The organism is Spirochaetota bacterium (assembly GCA_034190085.1).
GTDB lineage: Bacteria > Spirochaetota > UBA4802 > UBA4802 > JAFGDQ01 > JAXHTS01.
Window position 1 is genome coordinate 12,807 of the sequence record JAXHTS010000035.1, and the last position, 23,064, is coordinate 35,870.

The 23,064-nt window shown below is 35.8% G+C and carries 20 protein-coding genes; 11 read left to right on the top strand and 9 right to left on the bottom strand.

Features of this window, described 5'->3' with window-relative positions; genetic code table 11:
• Positions 1–44: 44 nt before the first annotated feature.
• Both SVZ03_06275 and SVZ03_06280 read right to left on the bottom strand, forming a co-directional pair.
• Positions 45–3,494, bottom strand: a complete 3,450-nt coding sequence (locus SVZ03_06275) for a tetratricopeptide repeat protein (GenBank protein MDY6933813.1) — start codon at positions 3,492–3,494, stop codon at positions 45–47.
• Positions 3,495–3,978: 484 nt separating this feature from the next.
• Positions 3,979–4,170, bottom strand: coding sequence for a hypothetical protein (locus SVZ03_06280; protein MDY6933814.1), 192 nt, complete (start codon positions 4,168–4,170; stop codon positions 3,979–3,981).
• Between the two features lie 1,125 nt (positions 4,171–5,295).
• On the opposite strand from SVZ03_06280, the gene SVZ03_06285 reads away from it, so the two are divergent.
• Positions 5,296–6,156 carry a bifunctional methionine sulfoxide reductase B/A protein gene (locus tag SVZ03_06285; GenBank protein MDY6933815.1) on the top strand — a complete coding sequence of 287 codons (861 nt, stop codon included), beginning with the start codon at positions 5,296–5,298 and terminating at the stop codon, positions 6,154–6,156.
• Between the two features lie 233 nt (positions 6,157–6,389).
• On the opposite strand, the gene SVZ03_06290 is transcribed toward SVZ03_06285, so the two are convergent.
• Both SVZ03_06290 and SVZ03_06295 read right to left on the bottom strand, forming a co-directional pair.
• The gene (locus SVZ03_06290) at positions 6,390–7,937 is read right to left on the bottom strand and encodes an SLC13 family permease (protein MDY6933816.1); all 1,548 of its coding nucleotides are present in this window, start codon (positions 7,935–7,937) and stop codon (positions 6,390–6,392) included.
• 201 nt (positions 7,938–8,138) lie between these two features.
• The gene (locus tag SVZ03_06295) at positions 8,139–9,338 is read right to left on the bottom strand and encodes a 4Fe-4S binding protein (GenBank protein ID MDY6933817.1); all 1,200 of its coding nucleotides are present in this window, start codon (positions 9,336–9,338) and stop codon (positions 8,139–8,141) included.
• Positions 9,339–9,628: 290 nt separating this feature from the next.
• Here SVZ03_06295 and zupT point away from each other — a divergent pair, with 290 nt between their 5' ends.
• The 3 genes from zupT to folK all read left to right on the top strand — a co-directional run bounded on the left by zupT (position 9,629) and on the right by folK (position 12,097).
• Positions 9,629–10,438 (top strand): zinc transporter ZupT, encoded by an 810-nt coding sequence (gene zupT, locus SVZ03_06300; GenBank protein ID MDY6933818.1) that lies wholly within the window; start codon positions 9,629–9,631, stop codon positions 10,436–10,438.
• Between the two features lie 370 nt (positions 10,439–10,808).
• Complete coding sequence (gene zapE / locus SVZ03_06305) at positions 10,809–11,627, top strand: AFG1/ZapE family ATPase (protein ID MDY6933819.1); 819 nt, start codon at positions 10,809–10,811, stop codon at positions 11,625–11,627.
• Positions 11,628–11,629: 2 nt separating this feature from the next.
• On the top strand, positions 11,630–12,097 hold the full coding sequence (gene folK, locus SVZ03_06310) for a 2-amino-4-hydroxy-6-hydroxymethyldihydropteridine diphosphokinase (GenBank protein ID MDY6933820.1): 468 nt from the start codon (positions 11,630–11,632) through the stop codon (positions 12,095–12,097).
• A 14-nt stretch (positions 12,098–12,111) separates the two neighbouring features.
• Here the strand turns inward: folK and SVZ03_06315 are convergent, their stop codons facing one another.
• From SVZ03_06315 to trpS, 5 genes are all read right to left on the bottom strand, one after another.
• Positions 12,112–12,615 (bottom strand): MauE/DoxX family redox-associated membrane protein, encoded by a 504-nt coding sequence (locus SVZ03_06315; protein MDY6933821.1) that lies wholly within the window; start codon positions 12,613–12,615, stop codon positions 12,112–12,114.
• The gene (locus SVZ03_06320) at positions 12,596–13,120 is read right to left on the bottom strand and encodes a rhodanese-like domain-containing protein (GenBank protein ID MDY6933822.1); all 525 of its coding nucleotides are present in this window, start codon (positions 13,118–13,120) and stop codon (positions 12,596–12,598) included. The genes SVZ03_06315 and SVZ03_06320 overlap by 20 nt, the downstream gene beginning before the upstream one ends.
• Positions 13,120–14,085, bottom strand: coding sequence for a hypothetical protein (locus SVZ03_06325; GenBank protein MDY6933823.1), 966 nt, complete (start codon positions 14,083–14,085; stop codon positions 13,120–13,122). Before SVZ03_06325 ends, SVZ03_06320 begins: the two co-directional genes overlap by 1 nt.
• Positions 14,069–16,102, bottom strand: a complete 2,034-nt coding sequence (locus SVZ03_06330) for an HD domain-containing phosphohydrolase (GenBank protein ID MDY6933824.1) — start codon at positions 16,100–16,102, stop codon at positions 14,069–14,071. Before SVZ03_06330 ends, SVZ03_06325 begins: the two co-directional genes overlap by 17 nt.
• Before the next feature lie 263 nt (positions 16,103–16,365).
• Positions 16,366–17,340, bottom strand: coding sequence for a tryptophan--tRNA ligase (gene trpS, locus SVZ03_06335; protein ID MDY6933825.1), 975 nt, complete (start codon positions 17,338–17,340; stop codon positions 16,366–16,368).
• Positions 17,341–17,758: 418 nt separating this feature from the next.
• Here trpS and SVZ03_06340 point away from each other — a divergent pair, with 418 nt between their 5' ends.
• The 7 genes from SVZ03_06340 to SVZ03_06370 all read left to right on the top strand — a co-directional run bounded on the left by SVZ03_06340 (position 17,759) and on the right by SVZ03_06370 (position 23,061).
• Positions 17,759–18,538 (top strand): CDP-alcohol phosphatidyltransferase family protein, encoded by a 780-nt coding sequence (locus SVZ03_06340; protein MDY6933826.1) that lies wholly within the window; start codon positions 17,759–17,761, stop codon positions 18,536–18,538.
• Positions 18,528–19,898 carry a tRNA (N(6)-L-threonylcarbamoyladenosine(37)-C(2))-methylthiotransferase MtaB gene (mtaB, locus tag SVZ03_06345; protein ID MDY6933827.1) on the top strand — a complete coding sequence of 457 codons (1,371 nt, stop codon included), beginning with the start codon at positions 18,528–18,530 and terminating at the stop codon, positions 19,896–19,898. The genes SVZ03_06340 and mtaB overlap by 11 nt, the downstream gene beginning before the upstream one ends.
• Positions 19,899–19,990: 92 nt before the next feature.
• Positions 19,991–20,911: an ABC transporter permease gene (locus SVZ03_06350; GenBank protein ID MDY6933828.1), complete on the top strand. Its 921-nt coding sequence runs from the start codon at positions 19,991–19,993 to the stop codon at positions 20,909–20,911.
• 31 nt (positions 20,912–20,942) lie between these two features.
• Positions 20,943–21,770, top strand: coding sequence for an ABC transporter permease (locus SVZ03_06355; protein ID MDY6933829.1), 828 nt, complete (start codon positions 20,943–20,945; stop codon positions 21,768–21,770).
• A 126-nt stretch (positions 21,771–21,896) separates the two neighbouring features.
• Positions 21,897–22,241 (top strand): hypothetical protein, encoded by a 345-nt coding sequence (locus SVZ03_06360; protein MDY6933830.1) that lies wholly within the window; start codon positions 21,897–21,899, stop codon positions 22,239–22,241.
• 70 nt (positions 22,242–22,311) lie between these two features.
• Positions 22,312–22,557 carry a MoaD/ThiS family protein gene (locus tag SVZ03_06365; GenBank protein ID MDY6933831.1) on the top strand — a complete coding sequence of 82 codons (246 nt, stop codon included), beginning with the start codon at positions 22,312–22,314 and terminating at the stop codon, positions 22,555–22,557.
• Positions 22,558–22,665: 108 nt separating this feature from the next.
• Positions 22,666–23,061: a molybdenum cofactor biosynthesis protein MoaE gene (locus SVZ03_06370; GenBank protein ID MDY6933832.1), complete on the top strand. Its 396-nt coding sequence runs from the start codon at positions 22,666–22,668 to the stop codon at positions 23,059–23,061.
• Positions 23,062–23,064: the final 3 nt, after the last annotated feature.

Below are 23,064 nucleotides of genomic sequence, written 5' to 3' on the forward strand. Positions count from 1 at the left end.
TCGTAATCTTTTCGCAAAAAATTGCACGATACAGCCTTGCCACACTACAACACTCCCATCTCTTTAAGCATTTTCTCTACTGATTTAATATCGGCAAAATTTGCCTGCCTGCCTATCTCATAGCTTCTTATAAGAATTTGACGCCCTTCCTCTTTGTTGCCATTTACATAAAGAAATTGCCCAAGGGCAAGACCAACGTGATATAATCCCATTGCATCACCTGTTTCTGCTGCTAATTTGTAAGCAGTTGATTCATATTCAACAAATTTTTGATAATCGTTCTTTTTTATAGCAATCATGGCCATATTGTGCAATGTTATAATTTGACCGCTCTTATCCCCAATCTCTTGACTGATTTTTAAACTATCCTCAAGATATTTAAGAGCAGTCTTATAATCGCCTCGGGTATAATAATTACTACCAATATTACTAAGCGTAGTACCTTGGCCTGATTTATACCCAATCTCTTGACGGATTTTTAAACTATCCTCAAGATATTTTAGAGCAGTCTCATAATCGCCTCGGGCGTCGTATATCTGACTGATATTATTTAGCGTAGTACCTTGGCCTGATTTATCCCCAATCTCTTGACGGATTTTTAAACTATCCTCAAGATATTTTAGAGCAGTCTCATAATCGCCTCGGGTATAATAATTACTACCAATATTATTAAGCGTAGTACCTTGGCCTGATTTATCCCCAATCTCTTGACTTATTTTTAAACTATCCTCAAGATATTTTAGAGCAGTCTCATAATCGCCTCGGGCGTCGTATATCTGACTGATATTATTTAGCGTAGTACCTTGGCCTGATTTATCCCCAATCTCTTGACGGATTTTTAAACTATCCTCAAGATATTTTAGAGCAGTCTCATAATCGCCTCGGGCGTTGTATATCTGACTGATATTATTTAGCGTAGTACCTTGGCCTGATTTATCCCCAATCTCTCCATATTTTAACAACGTCGTATTAAAAAATTCTAAAGCATCTTCATAGTTTCCATATAAATGTAATAGTAATCCTAATCTGTTTAGGACTGAAGCATCTGTTCCTTTACCGAGCAAATGATAAACCTTCATTGCATAATAGTAAGAATTCTGGTATAGTGAATAGGCATAATAGTGACTTGAAAGCATGTCCCCAATAGACCCTGTCCGATTTTTAATGTTAGCGCCCTCAAAATGAAAAAACGCCTGTTCAAGCTCAGTTATAGAATTTTCAATATTTTCAAAGCAGTGATAATGATAAATTCCAGCCTGCTTATGTGAAAAGTCTGCGGAGGGAATGTTAATATCTGCATCAGTCAATATATCCTTAACAATGGAAGTGCAGTAAAAATAGACTTTATCTATTTCGGGGTTTAGCGATATTTCAATCAGTGTAAGGTCATTTAGATAAGAAAGTATGTCTTCAATATCCTTTAAATCTTCAGCATCCTGAATTTGCAATTGCAGGGCAAATTGCTGAACAGGAATCTGAAAATTGGAAAGAAGCCCAAGCATGACCTGGTGTTTTGGATTTAGCAGATTAAATAATTCGCCAATAAGAATATTCTGGCTCATCTTCATTTTCACCTGTTCGGTTTCTTTTGCATACTTTTTACGAAAGGTTTCCAGAGAATCGAGAGCATGTCTGATTTTCCCAGGGTCATTTTTAAAGAGTTCGTTAAAAAACTCAAGCGCCCTGTAATTGCCCCCAAATGACTGGTGCAGGTCTTTTGCAATATCAACAAACTCGAGCTTTTTTTGAAATGAAGGCTGATTCTCATTCTGCAATTTTTGAATATGTTCAACAATTCCATAAAGCTCCAGGTTGTGACACTTTTTCCAGAAATCGTTAAAGCCAACCTGATTCAGGTCAAAACTGGCTATGCCTTTAAAATCGGGCAATGGATACCTGGAGGTCAAAATTACATAGTGGTTTTGAACACGGATTAGGAAATCAATCACATCCTTAATATCCTGGTATTCTTCAGATATCTCTGTGCCAGGTCCCTTTTGAAAGGTCTCCAGATTATCGAAAATAAAGACAGGCCTGCATACACTTGCAGTCTGGCCAACGAGATACATAAGCTGGTCCATGCCCTTATCGCACAAACCAAATTCCTTACTATTAAATTTACTCTTTTTTTTAAGAAACTCCTGTAGTTGATTCTGGATATCCTGGAAGGATTTGATCTTTTCATTAAAAACAAAGGGCTCTGTTTTCGGATATGATGCTATTAGGCGCTGTACCATATGTTCTGACATAGCGGTTTTGCCAACACCGCCCATGCCCTTTAATAAAACAGGTTTTTTAGCAAAAAAAGGCGGCATAATCCTCGCCTTATCCAGTCTGCGGCCTATAAATATATAATCCTTATCATGTTTCAGCAGAAGCCTGTCCTTTTCATAAATAAAACGATAGGAGGACAATTCCAGTTTCTCCTGTGGGCTATCCCAGTCCACAAGGTGTTCAATGTTTTTTGAGAGATAGATGTTTGGAATGATCCACTGCAAAGGTTGCGGTGTTTTGACCTTTGCATTGATCTGGTCTTTATATTCCTGCTCTTTCATGTGTGTTACTGCAGAATTAAACGCGACTAGAATATTCTGCTTTTTTGCAATCTGCGCATAAAAATGAGCGCTGAATTCGGTCGCGTATTTGTCCAAAACAGCCATGCCCATTGAAATGACTGCTGAAATGCCAGTTCTTAGCAGATGATTTGTTATTCCACGCAGACCCTCTTCATTGCTGCCCTGTGCAGATTGACATGAAGCGAGCGCTACTAATGGAATTTTGTAATCAGGATTACAATTCAGTGTGTCTGCAAATTCCTTTGCGCTTACCCTGTTAAGGGTTAAGTCTAATGGATTCTCTAAATCTAGCACACCTGTGCCGTCTATAAAAGAGGCATGTCCTGAATAGTGCAGAACATGGTATCTATTCTTTTTTATCTTTGTCTCCAGAGCCTCAAGCGAGCCGTCATCAGTAAAATCGATCTGCACCTGGCCTTTACGGAGCAAGGGGTAAAATGCCTGTAATATTTGAAATTCTTCATCTTCATAGGATAATCTGCCTTTATAATCAACAACCTCAGGTGATGAGATCATAATCAAAATCTTGAGAGGGGGCGCAAGTTCTGCAGGTTTTGGTTTTTTTACATCTTCTACAAAATCGGGTAAACATTTGGTAAGTATAAGCTGTTGAATGTTTCCAAGAGGTTGACTGGATATCTTATCAATAGCCATTATCCAGGGTAGGTTTAGTATTTCATTGTCATGGTGCAAAAGCTGAATCACAAAATAGTCACCTGAATTATTTATCTTTTTCAGTACATCTGTAAATTCACGCGTTGAATTGATGATGTTGGATAATATTGCCTTCATATTTTCGAGCACATCAGCCCGAAGAGGAAAGCCCTGTTCCAGATGTTTGATGATCTTAGCGTTCTCTTCTTTTAGTTCTTCAGTTTGTTTATTTTTGATGTCTGGATTGATCTGTTTGTAAATCATTATTATCTTTCCTTTCAAAGTATATAATTCAATCAAAGGATCAAGGAGGAATGTAGCTTTTCAATAAATGGCAGTTAAAATCTTGTTATGCCCACACGTAGTGGGGATATCCTGCCGCTTATTTAGAACTTACAGAAAAATAAAATAATCTCGAGTTCTTCTTAATTGCTTCTCTTATCTAAAGGTGATCAAATTTTATTAGCATCACTTCATTCAGAATGGGATACTGCTCAAAAAGCGTGGTGTAAACACAGTTTTCCACACTGTCTCACCTGCATTATTGGATTCCTGCATTCGCAGGAATGACATATGTCAAAGGTCACTCACCTGTATGCACAGGTGCAGGTTCTGCGGATGCAGGAGTCTATTTTATATAGAATCATGATGAGATTCCTTCAGGAGTTTACCCCTGTTGTATACAGGGGTAGGAATGACATCTGTATGATATTCATGTATTTGCAAGAATGACGTCTGTAAAGGGTAGCTAATAGTTGTCAAATTTTCTAAGTATTGCCGCATTCGAAACCGCTTTCTCTTGTATTTTTATATTCATTAATTCGTCACAAAATGGGCAATATGCCTGCATTTCTAATTCGCTATCTTCACTGCCTTCCTCTATCTCAATGACCTTTTCAAAAATATGCTCCTTATTAAAAGCACATTCAACATTGTACAAAACCTTGTTGCTTTTTTCTTTCTTTTGCCAAACATTGCCCCTCTCAAAATTATAGTTTTTCGGCAGTTATCTAATCATCTTTAATAAAGAGTAGAATATAATGCAATATAAAAATAATTAGTGCTTGGGAAGATATTTTTCGTTGTAGGGTAAGTATTATATTCTATCAAATTTGGAAAGGTCTTAATAAACAGTAGGGATTATAGCGGTTTAAGACGTTGTATGTAATTTATTATCCAGCATTGTTTTTAGAGAAATACTTTTAGAATCAAAATTGTTTACATGGGTATTCTCTCATAACAATACTTGTCTGTATGCGTCCTTTCACCATTATACTCGTTTATCAAATCGTCAAGAACTTCGTGTAATTTTTTTACATCTCTGTAAATCCTTTTCTAAGGATCTCCATGAGAAAAATCATGGAGATTTTTTGCATGTAAAGCAAGCATTATATCTCGAAAACTCTAAAATATTCAGAACTTTTGATTTTTTCAGGAAGTTTTATATTAGAGGAAGAGGCAAGTATAAAGTATGTTGCTCAATTGAAATTACTTGATTAGTGAAGTATATTGAAACAATATTAGCTGAAAGATAGACTCTGATTGATAGAAGTATAAGTTCAATTTTTATAATTGCCATAGATTAAGCAGCCTTAAAGAAAAATGAAAGACCGGTTAATAATTCAAATATAGATAAAAAGTTCTCTACATTCAACTCTATAAGTTTTTTACCGAGTTTCATTTTGCTGATGAACAATTTAGGGTAGTCCCAACTTCAGAATATAAAATAGAAAAGCTATATCTCTATTTAATGAAGATGAAAAATCTTTAAAAAAGGAGTATTTATTATCATAGGTTATAAGAAAACATAATTGTAACAAAAAATGATGAGATGATTCTTATAACGTAAGACTTGGTTGTAAATATAGTAGGAAATAGCTATCGATAATTTCATTATCTCTTCTAAGAAGCCAGTGTGGTTTCGAATATCATTGTATTACATTATATACTAATGAATTAAGCAGATAGTTATGTGCATCGGGGAGTATTCATGCAGAAGTGTAGGATAATATTATTTATTATAGGAATTGGTATTTATTTTCTTTCATGCTCGGAGGGACATCCTGTGAAGAAACAAATTTACAATAAGCTTACACCTGAAGAGGAAAGAGTCATTGTACATAAGGGTACAGAAGCTCCATTCACTGGAGCATATAACGATTTCTTTGAAAAGGGATATTATCACTGTAGGCGATGTGATGCGCGGCTTTATAGTTCGGATGATAAGTTTGCTTCTGTATGTGGATGGCCAAGTTTTGATGATGAAATCAAGGGAGCTATTAAAAGGGAAAGGGATGCTGATGGAAAAAGGGTTGAGATATTATGCGCTAATTGCGGAGCGCATTTGGGTCATGTCTTTGAGGGGGAAGGATTAACTGAGAAGAATGTTAGACATTGTGTTAATTCAATTTCGATGAGGTTCAAACCTGAGAAAGAAAAAGCTAATGTGAAAAAAGCCTACTTTGCAGGAGGGTGTTTCTGGGGTGTGGAGTATTTTTTTGAGCGAGAAGAGGGTGTCATATCAGCAACATCAGGTTATATGGGAGGTGCATTGAATAATCCCACATATGAAGATGTGGTTAATAAAAACACAGGCCATTTAGAGGTGGTGGAAGTAACTTATGACGAGAACAGGGTTAGTTATGAGGATCTTGCTAAGTTGTTCTTTGAGATTCATGATCCAACTCAAGCTAATGGTCAGGGGCCGGATATTGGTGAGCAGTATCGATCTGCAATATTTGTTAATAATAAAGAGGATAAAGAGACTGCTTATAGGTTAATAGATATTCTTAAAAAGAAGGGATATCATATTGTAACAAATGTGCTTCCAGTGAGTATCTTTTGGAAGGCTGAAGAATATCATCAAGATTATTACAGTAAGAGTAATAAAAAACCCTACTGTCATAGGTATACGAAGAGGTTTTAAATCAACATAATTTATTCAAGAGATTATTAATTGTGTTTATGAAATTTATAGCCATCATGCTCAATGAATTCTGTGAATTAGTATAGGATAGCCTTACGGTTATGCTTCTCTCGGAATCTCAAATCATTTGGATCCAATGAAATTGCTTTATTGCTATCCCTATTCTGCTATAAAAAATTGGTATGATATTAAAACTTCTATTGATTGTTGAGGCCTAATTAATTTTTTGTGAGTCACACAGAGTCAATAGAAGTAGCCCACTCTGGAAGAGTATTTTTATCAATTGAGAATACCCGTGTTCCGATTACATAGAATAGTGTAGCTATTATCATCACCCCGATTAAGTTGATTATAATTCCAACTCTTGCCATATCTATAATTTTTATTCTATCACTCCCAAATATGATCGCGTTGGGTGGCGTGGCTACAGGCATCATAAAAGCGCATGATGCAGAAATAGTTGCTGGTATCATGAGCATCATAGGATGGATTTTCATGGCAACTGCCACAGATGCCAATATAGGAAGAATGATTTGTGTAGTGGCGGTGTTTGATGTGAATTCAGTTAAAAAAGTGATGAAGAAGCATATTATCATTATCATCAGAATAGGATGCAGATCTTCCAGCCCACCAAACTGATTGCCAATTAGTGAGGATAGTCCGGCAACCTGAAAACCCTTAGCCAAGGCAAAACCTCCTCCAAAGAGCAGCACAATATCCCAGGGCAATTTTGTAATAATATCTGCGCTCATAATTGTGGAAGAAGTGTTGCCTTTGCTTCGTGTAGGTATTAAAAATAGAATCAAAGCCATAGATAGGGCAACAGTGCCATCATCAATCATATTCGGATAGGGGATAAATTGTGACCACCCTGGTATTGATACAAATCCTAATTCAAGCTTTTTCCTGAACACCCACAAAATAGCTGTGGCAATAAACACAGTGAGCACCCCCTTCTCTTCAAAGCTCATTGAACCAAGCATTTTATATTCTTTTTCAATAAGGTCTCTGTCCACCTGCAGGCAAGCAGGCACTTTGAAGAACACCTGTGTGAGCAGGGTCCATACAATACCTAACATAATCAATGATATTGGAATTCCTAAAAAGATCCACTTACCAAAGGTGATGCTTGGCGCATTAGGAAAGGTCATTTCATAGATGCGAGTAAAAGCAAGATTGGGTGGTGTTCCCACCAGAGTTGCAAAACCACCAATTGAACAGGAGTAGGCTATCCCAAGCATTAAGGATGTGGAAAATTTGGCGCTGTTTTCACTTTCAAATCGCTCCTCCATCTGTGTTATTATTGCTAATCCAATCGGGATCATCATCACCGCAGTGGCAGTGTTAGATATCCACATGGATAGAAATGCGGCAGCTAACATGAAACCGAGAATAATCCTTGATGTGCCACCACCAATAGCGCGGATAATCCAGAGTGCGATCCTTTTATGCAGGTTCCATTTTTCCATTGTCAGGGCTATCATGAATCCGCCAATAAATAGAAAAATTATGCTATTAAAATAGATTGGAGCCGTCTCCTTACCCTTCAAGATTCCAAGAAGCGGGAGCATGATCATAGGAATCAGCGCTGTTGCGGCCAATGGAATGGCGTCAGTAATCCACCACACAGCCATCAAAATGGCTACTGCGGCCATTCGTGTGGCGATGGGATTGTCTGGAGTTAAATCCATAAACATCATTGATATGAATAAAATTGGTCCTAAGACCAATCCTATTTTCTGAATGGTGGTTTTATTCGCTTCATATTGTTTTCTCTTCATCAATAACACCCTTTACGCACGTAACAATTCGGATATCCTCAGTTATCCCTCAAATGATTGGTTAGCATCATAACCAATCATGTCATATTCTTTGGTAATGATGTATATGAGAATTATTTTATACTCAGTCAAAAGAGTATTGAAGGTGCATTCTTCATAATTAATCTCAAAAAGGATATTTGTTGAGTAACGCCTTTCATATCATAGCTTTAGTCTGGCCTCAGATTTTTTTAGAATTGGTAAAAATACATTTCGTTCACTAGGTATCAATTCGATAACACCCTTCTCTGGGCATTGAAAAACACATAGACCACAGCCAATACATCTATTGCTATTGAGATAACACATCTTGTCTATAATGGAAATTGCGTTTGTGGGGCAATATTTTTCGCATTTTTTACAGCCAGTACATTCTGAATTATCAATAATCCGCGCTAAATAATAACACTTATAGTGCAGGGGGGCGGATCCAGCGTTATAAGCTCTCAGTAGACCGCAACAATCCCAGCAACAGTTACAGATGCCGACTTGTGGAAGATTTGCATCATCCCTCTCATGAAATACAGTATGAATAGCTCCATTTTCTCGAACAAGCTGGATAACATCCAGCGCTTCATCCATTGATATTATTCGAGCATGTCCATGCTTGACATAGGGTTTTACCATATCACCTAAACCCAGACATCCTCCATTGTTCGGTATCTTTATGCGGCATGGATCATCTGCTATATTGCACATATGCCTGCACATGCATGGGAATTGAGCAATCATGTTTTTGCTGCCGAATTCCTTTATTAAATCATTAACGCTGTTCATGGGATATATTTTTGAATCCGATTCGGATATTGAGCGGTTTATCTCTATCTTTTTCTTCTTGTTGCTTTTCAAAGGAAATTCATTAAATCCAACGCTCTGATTGGGTATTTTCATTGAGCGTTTAATAAAGGTATTCATTATATTTCTCAAAGGAAAAACGTTATATTTTCTGGTAAATTGAATAAATTCCATTTGGAATTTTTTTGCGAATTCCTTTTCTTCAGATTTTCCCATAAGATAAGGAACCTGCGCTTCAATCCAACCCACTATAATAGCGTTTAACACATAGTGTTCTTCAGATTTTTCATTGTATTTTATTGTTATGAATCCCTTGCCAATAAGTGTATTAATGATTGATTTTGTTTTATCTTCTGACATCTTGCTGATTGAGACTGCTTCCTGAAGGGTATACTTGTCTGTTCCCATCCTTAAAAGGAAATCAAGCTCTTCTGAATCTATAACAAGATTAAATGAATCGATAAGTGGTTGTACTGGTGGGAATAACCTTTCATTTTGTTTGTTCATCAATTTAATAAGGTTTTTGAGTTTTCTTTTTCGTTCTGATGAAATTTCTATAGTTGACATTTTATGACCTCCTGGAAAAAAGGTTGCATTACGTCGACGATAATATTGGATACATCTATAAAATCAATAAAAAATGGAGAATTAAATCGAAATTCTGTATATATCATAAAATGTGTTGCAATCCCTCCAATGATGAGGATTACCTGCCCCTTTTGGGGTATAATATGATTTTATATTGTGTAAATCGAACCCATAGTTGAATTGAAGCAGGCATAAAAATCGTCATTTTTATATTTGTTTCTTGTTGATAATCGTTATGTGTAATGTTATGAATAAAGTATGGAGAGAATATGGAATCACAAGGTGTTCTACTAGCATTTGGATTAACACTCTTTGCTGGATTATCTACAGGTATCGGCAGTGTAATGTCATTATTTTCAAAGGAATTTAATCCAAAATTATTAGCTTTGTCGCTTGGATTTTCTGCAGGAGTAATGATTTATGTGTCATTTGTTGAGATTTATGCTAAGGCAATTGATATTTTGAAACCATTATATGGGAATAAAACAGGATATTGGTATGGTTGCATAGCATTTTTTGTCGGAATTGCTGTTATTGCCATTATTGATAAACTTATCCCATCATCTGAAAATCCTCATGAGATTAAAAATATTAATAAAATGAATGCATTATCACCTGATAAGGATAATAAGCTGCTTCGAATGGGATTATTTTCGGCATTGGCGATTGCGATTCATAATTTTCCTGAGGGATTGGCTACATTTATGAGTGCATTGTCAGACCCGGCCTTAGGGATAAGTATTGCAGGTGCAATAGCTATTCATAATATTCCGGAAGGAATAGCAGTATCAGTTCCAATATACTATGCTTCAAAGAGCAGGAGAAAGGCTTTTTGGTTGTCTTTTATGTCAGGACTAGCTGAGCCAGTGGGGGCTATTGTCGGGTATTTTGTATTAAGAAGTATTTTTAATGAAGTAACCTTTGGAGTAGTTTTTGCGGGTGTTGCTGGAATTATGGTATACATCTCCCTTGATGAACTTTTGCCAACTGCTGAAGAATATGGAGAACATCATATCGCTATAGGTGGATTGATTACAGGTATGCTTATTATGGCTATAAGTTTATTGTTATTTGTATAAGTATATATTTACCCCTATTGTAAAATATTTTTGTTTTTGAGATTCATAAAGAGTATCCTTCTCCTTTGGGTTTGTTTTGAATTAAGATTATACTTTAGAAATTCAGTAATTAAATTATTGACAATATATGATTATGTCATATTATTTATCTAATGATGAGACTATAATCATACTATATGCAGGGAGTTGGATTATTCTATAGTTATTATCAATATAATAACTGTTGTAAAGGTTATGATTATTAAAATTTTTCTAATTGTTTGTAATAAGTACAGATTAGTTTAGACATCGGATTACAGGCCTTTTGTCGATATACCATATATTGAAGTAAGGGATTATTTATCTTTACCTATAACCTGAGTTAGAATTTATGAAAAAAGAAACTGCGCTAAATGTTAATGCCAAGAGAAAGTACTGCTCCTTTTGTGATTACACTGGTATTGTAAGAAATCCATATTATCAGGAGATGGGAGAGGTGCCATTATCCCCATGCCCCAAATGCCTGCTTTGGGAGTGTAGTTGTGGTGGGGAATCTCCCTATTACTATTATAATAATGATACAATTCTGGAATGCTGTTGTAGGGAGATAAGAATGAAGATTGATAGAATCAATGATACCTATTCCAGATCCGGTATTGATCGAAAGTATCGATGGAGATTCATCACAAACTATGAATCCACAAACAAGACAACAGAGGAGGCAAAATCCGCTGCATATGACATTATCAGCAAGTTCCCGAATATAACGAAAGGTTTGTATTTATGGGGTGGTCTTGGGACAGGAAAAACCCTGTTATCAGCGATAATATTAACAGAATTGATTACAAGACATGCTCTTGAGGGGAGACTTATTAAGATATCCAGGACCTTTTTTAATAGATTGAGATCAACCTTTGTGGAAGGCTCTTCTTCTTATGGAGAGGCTACTAAAATTGAGAAGGAGTTAGCGGAGATTGATATTCTTGTAATTGACGATTTTGGAGTACAGCGCGATTCAGTCTGGGAACAGGAGACTCTGTACAATCTTGTAGATGCCAGATATGAGGCCGAAAGGTTTACTATCTTTACCTCTAACAATGATCCCAATAAGCATTTGAAGGATACAGCGGATGGACGAATCCTTTCTCGCATCAAAGAGATGTGTCGAGTATTAGAGATATCCGGTCAGGATTATAGGGAAAAATTATAGGGATGGCTCTTGTTTACATAGGCCTTGGATCCAATGTCGGCAATAGATCACTTAATCTTGAGAATTCAATATATGAGCTTATTCAATATTCTTCTATTAAGCTAATAAGAATGAGTTCTGTAGAGGAGACGAGGCCAGTTGATTTTTTAGATCAACCAATGTTCTTGAATCAGGTTATTGGAATCGAAACGGATATTGAACCCTTTGAGTTATTGGAAATATTAAAAGGAATCGAATTAAAATTAGGAAGAACTAAAACCCTTCCTAAGGGGCCTAGAATTATTGATATGGATATCCTATTATATGATGATGTGATACTCAAAACAGAAGTATTGAAGATACCTCATCCTCAGATCAAAAGTAGGGGCTTTATTATGAAGCATCTCTTAGAGCTTGATTCGAATATTGTAGATCCTGTTACAAAAATCAGCTATAGGGATTGCTATACAGATATAAGGGATAGGAGTTAGCCGTGTATAGACTTCTAATCTATATAACTCAGATTTTCTCTCTCAATAATTGAATCAAGGGAGAGATAATGTCTTTTAACATTGAATAATAAAAGCAGTATTAATAGAATAATAACATCCCTGATTATTATAGATATCCCGATTGTTTCTTTAAATCCAAATCTGGTGAATTCGAAGCAACCGCAATCAAAGGATTCTCCCCTGATTACATTTAGTGTTATTGCAAAGATAAATAATATCATAAGAAATATTAATGTTAAGGATGATGCCCTTACCCTGAGGCCTATAAGAAGAAGGAAACCGAGGATTAGTTCTATAAATGGGAGGATTATGGCTACATAGGGTGTAACCATCTCAGGTATAATATTATACCTAATAATCACCCTTACAAAAGCGTTTGGTTCAAGAACCTTATAGAAGGCGGAATATACAAAGAGAGCCCCCATTATTATTCTCAATATTGCTGTCAGCCTATTGCCATAGAATAGATCATTCAGTTTATTTCTTATCATGGTCATACCTTATTATCTCTTCTGTTGTATCGTATTCAACAGGATAACCTTCTGATCTCCATTCTGGAAATCCATGTTTAATAATATAGATGTGCCTTGAAAATCCCATCTGCATAAGCCTTTTAGCAAGAATCTCTGAAGTTCCGCATGAAGTGCCGGAGCAATATATAACTGGTTCCTTCTGTTGTTTCAGAATGGAAAGGTTTGCTTTGATTTTTTGCATGGAAGTCGATTCTGGTTCTGCAGGTATATGTATAGCCCCATTGATATGGGCATCATAGTACTCCTCCTTAGACCTTGAATCAATGAATATACCCGTGGATCCAGTATGTTTTATCTGTGCTTCCTCGCTCGAAATTAAAACAATCCTTTTATTGTTATATTCCTCCTTGCTAATGAGGATAAATCCGTTGGGATGAAGCAGATTAACTGCAAATCCAATTATAACAGAAATAATAACGATGTAAGTGGATTCCTTTATTGCTTTTTTTAGTTCTTTAACCTCAATCATTAGTCAAACCTGATTCGATTGTACTCCTTTTTGATTTCCTTCTTGTATTCATTAATCAACTTGCGGATATGTTTATCATCCTCTGGTTGGAACTCATCGGGTAATCTGAATGAATTTTTGAAGGACAGAATTTTTCCTTCATCCACTATTAACTCTAGTATCCCAATATGTGCGCCATTTGCCCCAGCCTGTACAAGGATGGAATCTCCTATTCGCTCTGGATTTTTTATTAGTGTTTGTGAGTGCCCTCCGATTGTAACATCCACTCCCTTAATCTTCTTCAGGAGTTGTAGGTCCTCATCATATCCGGAATGGGATAACAGGATTATTAGATTTATCCCCTGTTTCTGAATATCATCAATATCCCTTTTAATCTCCTTAATCTGATCCAAAATTTTAATCCTTGATACAATCTCCTTGGGGTGATACCTGAATGCATTTTTTGATATGCTTCCAATAATCCCCATGGCTATATTATTCCTTTTAATAATAAGAAATCGAGTAAAATTGCTAATCCATCCTTCCTCCGTTTTAAACAGAATATTGTTGCAGATAAATGGAAGCTCCTTCTTGAACTTGATAAATTTTTCTATGCCGATAAGGAATTCTTGATCCCCAAATATGATGGAATCATATTCCAAACACTTATATCCCTTTATTAAGTACTTAGCAATAATGTGATCAGGATCGCAAGGAAAGATGTCCCCTGTCTCAAATAGAAAAACATTTTCAAAGGTATTTCTGATGTTCCTTAGTTCTGTTGCCCGCTTTACAAGACCACCCTTTGGGTTTTCTTTGCAGTGACAGTAATCAAAATTACCATTCAATGAATTGGTATATACAAGAGTAATTTTTTCTTTAGAGGATAGTTCAATATTGCTCCAGAAGATTATAAGTATTGTGAGAACTATGTAGTATGTTATGTGTGGGAATCGCACGATAATGATATTACAATTTGAAAGCATTCTTGTCAATCTTTTCATAAATTTTGTACTTAATGAATATTTCAAGGATATTTTTATCCAGTTTATTGCACTTTGCCTCTTCTTCTAATATGGATAATGCTTCCTCGCATGAGATCGCCCTTTTATAGGGTCTATCCGATGCAATCAGGGCATCATATATGTCAGCTATCGTTATCATCCTTGATTGTATTGGAATATTCTCTTCTCCGGATATGCCAAAGGGATAACCGCTTCCATCAAGCTTCTCATGATGTTTCAGTACAATATCAGGAATATTCTTGAATTCCGGGGGCCATGGAATATCGCTTAAGAAGTAGTGAGTATGGAGAACATGACTCTCTATCTCTTTTCTCTCAATAGGATTCAGGCTACCCCTTTTAATTTTTAGATTTAGGGTTTCATTGTCAGTTAATAACTCAATTTTATTTCCCTCAATATCAAAACATTCCACTTGTTGAATATCATTCATGATTTCATTTAACATCCTTTCTGGATCGCCTTCAATAATTCTTGGTTCATTTAAGACCTTTACCTTATCCTTAATTCTCCTAATTCTTTGAAGTTTATCCTCTTTAATGAGGTTCATGCTCTCTAAATCGGGCACAATATCATTGAAAAGATTCCGATCCCTTGAAAGTAAACTCTCCTGCATTGTATAATGCAATTCAATAAATCTATAGAGATAGTTTAGCTTTAATATTAGATTTTCAAATTCCTTGGGGTACAACTTTTTTGCTTTCTTGAATATTGCTAAATCAATATAAACCTTGCCATAGTCATGAAGAAGAGATGCGTATTCTATCTCCTTAATCTCGTTCTCTGAAAAATGTGTATCCTTAAATGACCCGCAATCCTCTCTATCTATTGATCTTGCTATCTCCTTGCAAATCTCAGCAACCCTAAAGGAATGACCTGATGTGGCAATATCTCTTGATTCAATTGCGCTAACGGATGTCTTGACAAAGGCTTCAAATTGATTTTGAATCTGTTTAATCATCCTGTTGTTCTCGATTGCAATTGCAGCCTGTCCGGCAACAGCCTGCATTAGGCTCTCGTATCTTTGGTCAAAAGAAACAACCTTGGTTTCAAAGTCATTAGGATTTTCCAATTTAATCTCGTAAGCCGCGTTTTTCATTATTTGAGTATCCTCCTTGGTGTTCTCCTTGCTGTTAATGAGTTGTATTACCCCAATAATATGATCCACATGATTCTTCATTGGAACTACAAGCATTGACTTAGCCCTATAATTATGTGTTTTATCAAAGGAGGAGTTAAAGGATAGGGGATCCTCAGAAGACAATTTATAGACATCAGATATATTTAACACTTCACCAGTAACAGCAACAAATCCAGCGATGGAGTTTTTGTCAATTGACAATACATGCTCCTCAAAGGGGAGGTCCCGTTCAAAGGTATGAGAGTATTTAAACCGTAGTTGTTTTTTCCCATCCTCCGTCTCTTCAGCAAGGTATATGCTACCAGCATCGGCGCCAGTAATCTTTTTGCTGAGTAATAATATTGATTTCATCAGTTTATCTGTAGATTTTTCTGTTGAAAGAGCCATTCCAATATTAATCAAATCTTCCTGATCTCGTTTTGTGTCCAAAAGATGCAGAATCTGTTCATCCTTTAGATTGCTTTGCCAATATTTTTCCTCAATTTGCTGGAATGCTATTTGCGTCAAGATGTTGTATTCCTTTATCGATATTGTGGATGATCTGATATCGGAGATGTGTTTAATGTTATCTGAGTTCAGGGTTCCCAGTTCTTCTTCAGTACTAAATAAGATTACTTTATATGAAATATCCTTGAAATTGAATTCATTGAGGAAGGGGACTATCTCAAATAGATCCTCCTTGCCTAAAAAGAGGACTGCGAAGATTGGATTGTGCTTCTTATGTAATAAATGAGAAATCTTTTGTTTAATATCTACTAATATAAATGTATTATCTCTCAGAGTAGACTCATCACATATATATTCCTTTATCTTAGCTGATATAAATATATATTTTCTCATTTGTTGAGGCTTTTTTAATAGTTATATTTCTATTCTATAAAGTGCATTACACTAAGTAAACAAAAAATAGGTATCTTTATTCATTTTTGTATTACTTCAATTGATGAAATTGACTTATACATAATTAAAGAGATGAATAAGTTGTCAATTGGAAGGATATTGAGGAAGATTCGGGGTGTATTCTATTATTGTATTTGCTTTATAATATAATTCCAATTGAAGTATATAATGGTCCTAAATGGAAAATTTAAGAGTGCTATTAGCTAGGATTTATAACTTAATCCGATCTTATGTTTAACTTCCTCGATATTTTTTCTTGCAATCTCCTTAGTCTTTTCCGCCCCTCTCTGTAAAATTTGATATATCTCCCCTGTATCTTTACTGAGCATATCCCTCTTTTCCCTATAGGGTCTGAAGTAGTCCCACATTAGTCCGAATAACTCCTTTTTGACATCTCCATATCCAACTCCACCATTCTGATATCGACCTCGCAATTTCTCAGCCCTATCCCTATCTGCAAAGAGTTTGTATAACTGAAAGACAGTGCATCTATCGGGATCCTTTGGATCTTCAACTGGTGTGGAATCAGTGACAATCCTCATCACCTTTTTTTTCAGGTCCTTTTCAGATTCAAATATATATATTGCATTGTCATAGCTCTTGGACATTTTCAGTCCATCAATGCCGGGAATAATAGCAATATCATCAGAAATCAAGGGTTCTGGAAGCACAAAGGTTTCCCCATATGTTGAGTTAAACCGCTGAGCAATATCCCTGGTCATCTCAATATGTTGCTTCTGATCCTTCCCAACTGGGATCATCTCTGCCTGAAAGAGGAGGATATCAGCGGCCATTAGAACAGGATAGCAGAAGAGACCGCAATTGGGCACTATTCCTTTAGCAATCTTATCCTTATAACTATGACTTCTTTCGAGTAGTCCTAAAGATGTGTTGCAACTGAGTATCCAGGATAATTCAACCACTTCATGAATATCTGATTGAACCCAGAAGTAGCATTTATCAGGATCAATGCCAAGGGCCAGAAAGTCAAGCGCTGCTGATATCGTGTTCTTCCTGAGTTTTTCCCCATTCTGGATAGTTGTCAAGGCGTGATAATTAACTATGAAGCAGAACAATTCATGTTTACTTTGCAACTCTATCATCGGTTTCATCATGCCCATATAATTACCAATATGTAGTTGCCCGGATGGTTGTATTCCAGATAGTATTCTTGACATAGCTTTTTTCTCGAGAAGAACTAATGATTATTTATTAGGTTAATTGTTATGCCTTAAACATACTGAATTTTGTGTAATCATAAAGCAGTATTAATATCAATACGTGGTTTAACTGTATTTCTTGAATAATGGGAAGGGGAGGTGCTAATGGCTGTGGTGAGGCCATCTCTCTCCTATTCATCTCAAGAGTATTGAGAATTTACAGAGCAATTAAGTCAATAATAAAATTCTTTTTATTATCCTAAATCAATTTGGGATTAAAAAATAATCTGATACTTTATCATTTGGAATAATTGTATTGACTATTACATACACTTTAGCATAATTTTAACATTAAAATAGATTTAGTATTGTTCATTTGTGCTATATGGCATCATCCCATAAGTATAATAGTTGAATTAGTATTGGATAACATACTATGATAAATAATGAGATTCTGATATCATTACTACCACTAATTATTGTAAATAGCTCTGTAATAGCAGCGTTAATTATCTTTGCATTTCTTTACCCAAAGAGGCCTAATGATCCTGAAGTACTGGGACGTATGCATAAATCATTCATTGGTGTTTTTATAAGAGAATTCTGGTACTGGGTAGTCAATCCATTTATCTCTATCTTCAAGGCATTAGGATTGACTCCGAACATGTTAACAGGGATATCCTTAGTATTTGCATTAATATCAGGATATTTTTATTACAGAGGCGATTTTGCTTTAGCCGGTTGGGTCCTGATAATTTGTGGCACGATGGACCTTCTCGATGGTAGATTGGCTAGGGTTACCCAACAGGTTAGTAGGGAGGGGGCCTTCTACGATTCTTGTATTGATAGATATAGTGATGGTATCGTTTTAATTGGTATAGCCCTATACTTTAGGGATGATTTTTGTATGCTCACTGTATCCCTCTTTGCCCTTTTGGGTTCTGAACTCGTCAGCTATGCAAAGGCTAGAGGGGAAGCAATAGGTGTGACAACAGAGCGGGGAATAATGCAGAGACCAGAGAGGGTAGCTTCTCTCTCAATAGTATCAGTGATTTATCCCTTTCTCAAGATAGTTCTTTCAAATTATGGCATAAGGGCTGAATATCCAATGATGATTATTATTTTTTTAATGGCTGTACTAACAAATTATACAGCTATAGTAAGGATTGTTGAAATATTTAAAAAAATAAAAAATTTAGAAAACCATGATGGATAAGACATTCTCAATTAAAACCCTAGGCTGTAAGCTTAACCAATATGAATCATCTGAAATAGCAAACCAATTATTACAGATGGGTTGGATTGCAAAACCCTTTGGCAAAAGGGTTGATATCGTTATTGTAAACACATGCACTGTTACAGATAGAAGCGACAAAAAGTGCAGGAATTATATTCGTCAAGGAGCAAGGGTGTCAAGGTGGGGAAAAACAATAGTAACTGGATGTCTTGCGCAGAGAGATCCCCTTAGCCTGAAAAGAATGCCTGAGGTTTTAGAAGTATTTGGGAATAATGAAAAGGGATCAATATCTTCAAGGATTGAGGAACTGAATAATGATACTTTTCAGACAATTGACGATACAAAATCACCCTATTGCCCAAACCCTTTAACAAAAACATACTCTGAGTTTAAAGATATTTCTCATCCTATATCAAGTGGAGGGGTAGATAATGATATTGAGCCTCCTGTCCCGTATTTTCGTACCAGGGGTTTCATGAAAATACAGGATGGATGCGATGGAGAGTGTACATATTGCATTATTCCCACTGTAAGGGGAATACCCAAGAGCAGGCGATATGATGATATTCTGGAGCATTCAAGAAGACTTATAGAGATTGGGTGCCCGGAAATAATACTCACAGGTATCTCTATAGGCAGATATTCTGATGAGAAAAAGGATTTGGCTGAATTAATAAAAGAGATAATCGCTCTAAAGGGAAGATTCAGGGTTAGGATCAGCTCCATTGAGCCTAATCATATTAATCCTCAGCTTATTGATCTATTTGAGAGTGAGAGGTTATGTCCACATATACATCTTCCTATTCAATCCGGATCAGACAGGATTCTTCAAATGATGAAGCGACCCTATGGCATTAATGATTATATGAAAATCATAGATAAAATAAGATCAAGATTACCAGATATAGCAATTGGGACTGATATGATAGTTGGATTTCCAGGTGAAGGAGAGGAAGATTTTCAAGGGAGTCTGAAATTGATAGAGGAGGTGGGATTCTCATATGTTCATCAGTTCACTTATTCTCAGAGATCAACTACACCTGCTTCAATTATGAAACAGAATTGTACTCATGGAGAGTTGTTGAAAAGAAAGGAAATAATGAGGCAGGTTCAGAAGGGGATTGGACTGAGGTATAGAGAGAAATTTGAGGGTCATTCCTTGTCATCTGTTATTGAAGATAATAGAAGTGGGGAAGGGTTTAGCGCTACTAGCGATAATTATATTAAGATTTCACTTCAAGAATCGCCGCTTAATCAAAAAATGGTTGGAAGAATAGTGGATGTACACCTCAAAAGGATTAAAATAGATAAGAATTTTGGATATATATCATCTGTATAATACATCTCCTCCAGGCTATTAGTCTTTCTTAAATCCCGTTTTATCAATAAGGACCTTCGGTTGGGGACTGAAATGGTAAGTGAATCATAATCGTGATTATCTCAACAACAAACAGGATTGTTCGCCTCTTGTTTATACTGCTTGGGGCTGTGCTCATTGTTCATTCTCTACTATACATTATTCCTGGTGATCCAGCTATGATGATTGCTGGGGAATATGCCAGCCAGGATGATATTGATGAGATAAGAAGAGAACTTTCCCTCAATGAGTCATTCTGGGTAAAGTATTTCAAATATATAGAGAGATTATGCACGCTTAACCTGGGCCGGTCACTCCATTCCGATATCCCGGTTGATAAGTTAATATTTGACAGGTTTCCAGCAACACTAATACTTGCTTTCACCTCAATGATCATAGCCGCGGTTTTGGGTATTGTTTTTGGGGCAATATCTGCTATTAATAAAGGAAGATTCCTAGACAGAGCATCCTTATGGATATCATCGATTCTTATTTCAACTCCAATTTTTGTGAGCTGTATTGTATTATCTTTAACATTTTCTTACTACTTTAACCTCTTGCCACCTTCAGGGAGGGATGGGCTTAACCCTTCTTATATAATATTACCATCTTTGGCTCTTGCATCCAGGTCCCTTGCTTTGTTGGTGAGAATTGTTAGGAATGAACTGATCTATGTGTTGAATCAGGATTATATAAGAACAGTGAGATCCCTTGGATTTCATGAGGCCAAGGTAATTTTTTTATTTGCCTTTAAGAATATCTTAGCGCCGGTTTTGACTATTATACTGTTGGATTTTGGAACCTATCTTGGTGGGGCTGTTGTTACTGAGTCTGTATTTTCATGGCCTGGAATTGGAAGACTCTTGATTGTTGCGCTCTATAAGAGGGATATACCGGTCATCCAGGGTGTCATTATCTTTAGTACTCTCTTATTCCTAATTATAGGTCTTATAATAGATTTAATGCAGGGTATAATCGTTAAAAAAGTAGAGTAACTACAATGTTTAGGTTGTATTTTTTCTTAATATGTTGGCAAAGAAATTGAGGAAGAACAATATTGAAATATTATCATATATTAGTGTAATTTTTCTAATAGCATTTTCTGCAATATTTGCTGAGGAAATATCCGGATATTCCCCTTTTAAAATAGATTTTACTGGCGCGTCCCCGCCCGGTGATAGGCATGTGTTGGGTACTGATTTTCTTGGTAGAGATATTCTGAGTCGAACGCTAATTGGAGGTAGGATATCAATTATAATTGGTATTATATCCAGGATGGGCAGCACCTTGATGGGACTAATAATAGGACTTGTCGTGGGATTGAGTACTCGATTGATAAGGTCTCTACTCAATGGTATTTTGGATGTCTTTCTTGCAGTTCCTTCACTTCTCCTCGCTATGGGATTGGCTGTTGCCCTTGGTGAAGGGTATAGAACCATAATAATAGCAATAGTTATTGGCACATGGGCTCCTGTTGCTAGATTTGTTTCAGTAAAGGTTATAGAAATAAATAGTGAGGATTTTATAATTTCAGCAAAGGCATCTGGGGCAGGCGGTCTTAGAATTATTTTTTATCATATCATTCCATCGTTAATACCTGTTTTAATTCCTGTATTTACAACAGGGATTGCCACGAGTATTATGATGGAATCCACGCTATCATTTCTTGGTTTGGGAGGAGCTTCATCTATTGATACGATATCCTCATGGGGATTGATGATTCAGGAGGGAGCAAAGTTTATCTTTGACGCCCCTTGGATTATCATGCCACCTTCTGCTATTCTTATGATTTTAATTTTGTGTATTAATCAGATTGGTGATAAACTCGCATCTAACATAAAAGGAAATAATTGAGAATCATTTAACAGCTAATATTGAATTTAGTTTTTTTTGATTTTATAAAAAATTTGTTTACAGAACTGAAGTTAAGAACCTAATATCGCCAATATTCGGATTATTTATAGAAGGAAGTGCGTAATAATGACAACAAAAAGTAATCTCAATGGAAAGAGTAGGAAATCTACAAGTAAGGGAACAAGCAAAGGAACGAAAGCTGAGAAAAAGGGTACTGAAAAAAAAAGAAAAACAAATCTATTAAGATTATGCTCAATGATGAGCAAATATGCAGCTGATGCTAATGATAAAGAGATAATAAAGCGTTTTAAAACCACAATCTTTTCTTCATCAGATGACATCACCAAATCAAGTCTAGACCTTATTATCAATAATCCAAAGGATTTAGAATTAAATAATTTTTCGGAAAATATTCAACCATATATTAAGCATTACCTTTTTATGGTCAAAAGGGATCGTTTAAATAAATAGCTCAATTGCTTTAATGATCAATTGTTGTTTGATTTTGAGTACTATGGGTAATTGATAATTAAGGGATTATATGAAAATTAGAGTATTTACATTTGCTGCTGTGAGAGATATCTGTAGATTTAAGGAAAGATGTATGTCGGTTCCATGTAATTCAACAGTTGGTGAAGTGTATCGAAGACTTGTAGAGGAATTTGAGTCACTTAAATGTATGAAGGATAAATTGCTATTTGCAGTAAATGAGAGTTATTGTGATGAGAGTAAAATTCTTTTTGAGGACGATATAATAGCAATCTTTCCGCCAGTAAGCGGTGGTTAAGTGATGGCAAGAGGCAATATCGAATAATAAAAACATTTTGATTGTATATAAAAATAAGTATAATCTTCTTTAACCCTATACCCTGTTAGGTATTATTAAGAATTATAAATGTTAAAGATCGTATTACAGGAAGAGCCCTTAGATATTAACAGAGAATTGTATGAGATGGGTGTTGATGCTGATGGCGCTATTGTTACTTTTATCGGGATGGTAAGAAACAAATCAGATGATCAAGATGTAATGTTTCTTGAGTATGAAATCTATGAATGCATGGCTAAAAAGGAGATTGAAAAAATTGCAAAGGATGCCATATCCAGATGGTCCTTAAGTGATTGTATTATCAATCATAGATATGGAAGGGTGGAAATAGGGGAGGCCAGTGTTTTTATAGCGGTTTCCTCCCCTCACAGGGATGAGGCATTTAAAGCAGCGAGATATATTATTGATACTATTAAGAAGACTGTTCCCATATGGAAGAAGGAGTTCCTTCGAAATGATATATAAGTG

Bases quoted from the DNA above. Each gene is read 5' to 3' on its own strand.
- SVZ03_06365 (MDY6933831.1), top strand. From the start codon at position 22,312: ATGAAAATTAGAGTATTTACATTTGCTGCTGTGAGAGATATCTGTAGA.
- SVZ03_06330 (MDY6933824.1), bottom strand. From the start codon at position 16,102: ATGAGAAAATATATATTTATATCAGCTAAGATAAAGGAATATATATGT.
- SVZ03_06340 (MDY6933826.1), top strand. From the start codon at position 17,759: ATGATAAATAATGAGATTCTGATATCATTACTACCACTAATTATTGTA.
- SVZ03_06295 (MDY6933817.1), bottom strand. From the start codon at position 9,338: ATGTCAACTATAGAAATTTCATCAGAACGAAAAAGAAAACTCAAAAAC.
- SVZ03_06360 (MDY6933830.1), top strand. From the start codon at position 21,897: ATGACAACAAAAAGTAATCTCAATGGAAAGAGTAGGAAATCTACAAGT.
- zupT (MDY6933818.1), top strand. From the start codon at position 9,629: ATGGAATCACAAGGTGTTCTACTAGCATTTGGATTAACACTCTTTGCT.
- SVZ03_06275 (MDY6933813.1), bottom strand. From the start codon at position 3,494: ATGATTTACAAACAGATCAATCCAGACATCAAAAATAAACAAACTGAA.
- SVZ03_06320 (MDY6933822.1), bottom strand. From the start codon at position 13,120: ATGATTGAGGTTAAAGAACTAAAAAAAGCAATAAAGGAATCCACTTAC.
- trpS (MDY6933825.1), bottom strand. From the start codon at position 17,340: ATGTCAAGAATACTATCTGGAATACAACCATCCGGGCAACTACATATT.
- folK (MDY6933820.1), top strand. From the start codon at position 11,630: ATGGCTCTTGTTTACATAGGCCTTGGATCCAATGTCGGCAATAGATCA.
- SVZ03_06355 (MDY6933829.1), top strand. From the start codon at position 20,943: ATGTTGGCAAAGAAATTGAGGAAGAACAATATTGAAATATTATCATAT.
- SVZ03_06370 (MDY6933832.1), top strand. From the start codon at position 22,666: ATGTTAAAGATCGTATTACAGGAAGAGCCCTTAGATATTAACAGAGAA.
- SVZ03_06290 (MDY6933816.1), bottom strand. From the start codon at position 7,937: ATGAAGAGAAAACAATATGAAGCGAATAAAACCACCATTCAGAAAATA.
- SVZ03_06325 (MDY6933823.1), bottom strand. From the start codon at position 14,085: ATGCTTTCAAATTGTAATATCATTATCGTGCGATTCCCACACATAACA.
- SVZ03_06315 (MDY6933821.1), bottom strand. From the start codon at position 12,615: ATGACCATGATAAGAAATAAACTGAATGATCTATTCTATGGCAATAGG.
- mtaB (MDY6933827.1), top strand. From the start codon at position 18,528: ATGATGGATAAGACATTCTCAATTAAAACCCTAGGCTGTAAGCTTAAC.
- zapE (MDY6933819.1), top strand. From the start codon at position 10,809: ATGAAAAAAGAAACTGCGCTAAATGTTAATGCCAAGAGAAAGTACTGC.